This is a genomic window from Pseudomonas sp. P5_A2_2 (assembly GCF_054177685.1).
In genome coordinates, this window is the sequence record NZ_JBGCUL010001131.1 from 1 (window position 1) to 1,346 (window position 1,346).

Annotated in this window: 2 protein-coding genes; both read left to right on the plus strand. The window is 60.3% G+C overall.

The features are described from left to right. Positions 1 to 79, plus strand: a 79-nt coding sequence (locus ACXRVY_RS29430; protein ID WP_458239010.1) for a hypothetical protein, incomplete at its 5' end; no start/stop codon positions are given. Between the two features lie 46 nt (positions 80 to 125). Next, positions 126 to 1,169, plus strand: coding sequence for an ABC transporter substrate-binding protein (locus ACXRVY_RS29435; protein ID WP_458239009.1), 1,044 nt, complete (start codon positions 126 to 128; stop codon positions 1,167 to 1,169). The last annotated feature ends 177 nt before the right edge of the window (positions 1,170 to 1,346 follow it).

The window sequence follows — 1,346 nt, forward strand, 5'->3', positions numbered from 1 at the left end:
CGCCGTCGGCGACGTGGTACCGCTTGGCTGGCAGGTCGAGCACGTTCGTGCGCTCGACCCTCTTGTAGAGGCGAACTGATCGCCCCGCAATACCAACCCCACCCTGCACGTCGACAGAACAATACATGTTGAGCTCCCTGACCTGCACCGCTCTGGCCCTGGGCATGAGGGGCGCGGCGCACGCAAGGGCGGCCGGCCCGGACCTGACCGTAGTGTCCTTTGGCGGGGCGAACAAGGCGGCACAGGTCAAAGCCTTCTACGCACCGTGGGAAGCGGCAGGTAACGGCAAGATCGTGGCCGGCGAGTACAACGGCGAAATGGCCAAGGTCAAGGCCATGGTCGACACCAAAAGTGTGTCCTGGGATCTGGTAGAGGTTGAGTCGCCGGAACTGTCCCGTGGTTGCGACGAAGACATGTTCGAGCAGCTCGATCCGAAGTTGTTCGGCAAGACCGAAGACTACGTCAAGGGCGCCATCCAGCCTTGCGGCGTGGGCTTCTTCGTGTGGTCGACCGTGCTGGCCTACAACGCCGACAAGCTGAAATCCGCACCGACCAGTTGGGTGGACTTCTGGGACACCAAGCAGTTCCCGGGCAAGCGTGGCCTGCGTAAAGGCGCCAAGTACACCCTGGAATTCGCATTGATGGCCGACGGCGTTGCGCCGAAAGACGTCTACAAGGTGCTGGCCGGCAAGGACGGTCAGGACCGCGCGTTCAAGAAGCTCGATGAGCTCAAGCCGAACATCCAGTGGTGGGAAGCCGGCGCACAACCGCCGCAATACCTCGCTTCCGGTGACGTGGTCATGAGCTCGGCCTACAACGGCCGGATCGCTGCCGTGCAGAAAGAAAGCAACCTGAAAGTGGTGTGGAACGGCGGCATCTACGACTTCGACGCATGGGCCATTCCGAAGGGTCTGGACAAGGCGCGTGCCGAAGCGGCGAAGAAGTTCATCGCTTACTCGGTACAGCCGCAGCAGCAGAAAACCTACTCGGAAAACATCGCCTACGGCCCGGCCAACATCCAAGCCGTACCCTTGCTGGCCAAGGATGTCCTGAAAGACATGCCGACCACCCCGGAAAACATCGCCAACCAGGTGCAGATCGACGTCAGCTTCTGGGCTGACAACGGCGAGCAACTGGAACAGCGCTTCAATTCCTGGGCTGCGAAGTAATGCTTCGCCTGTAGGAGCGAGCCTGCTCGCGAAAGCGTCGGCACATTCAACATTGATAGTGACTGATACATCGCAATCGCGAGCAGGCTCGCTCCCACATTTATAAGTTCGAGGTGGTTCTCCGCCTCTGTAACGATCAAAGATTCCCGGAGTACGTCATGGCTATCGCCGTTCCCC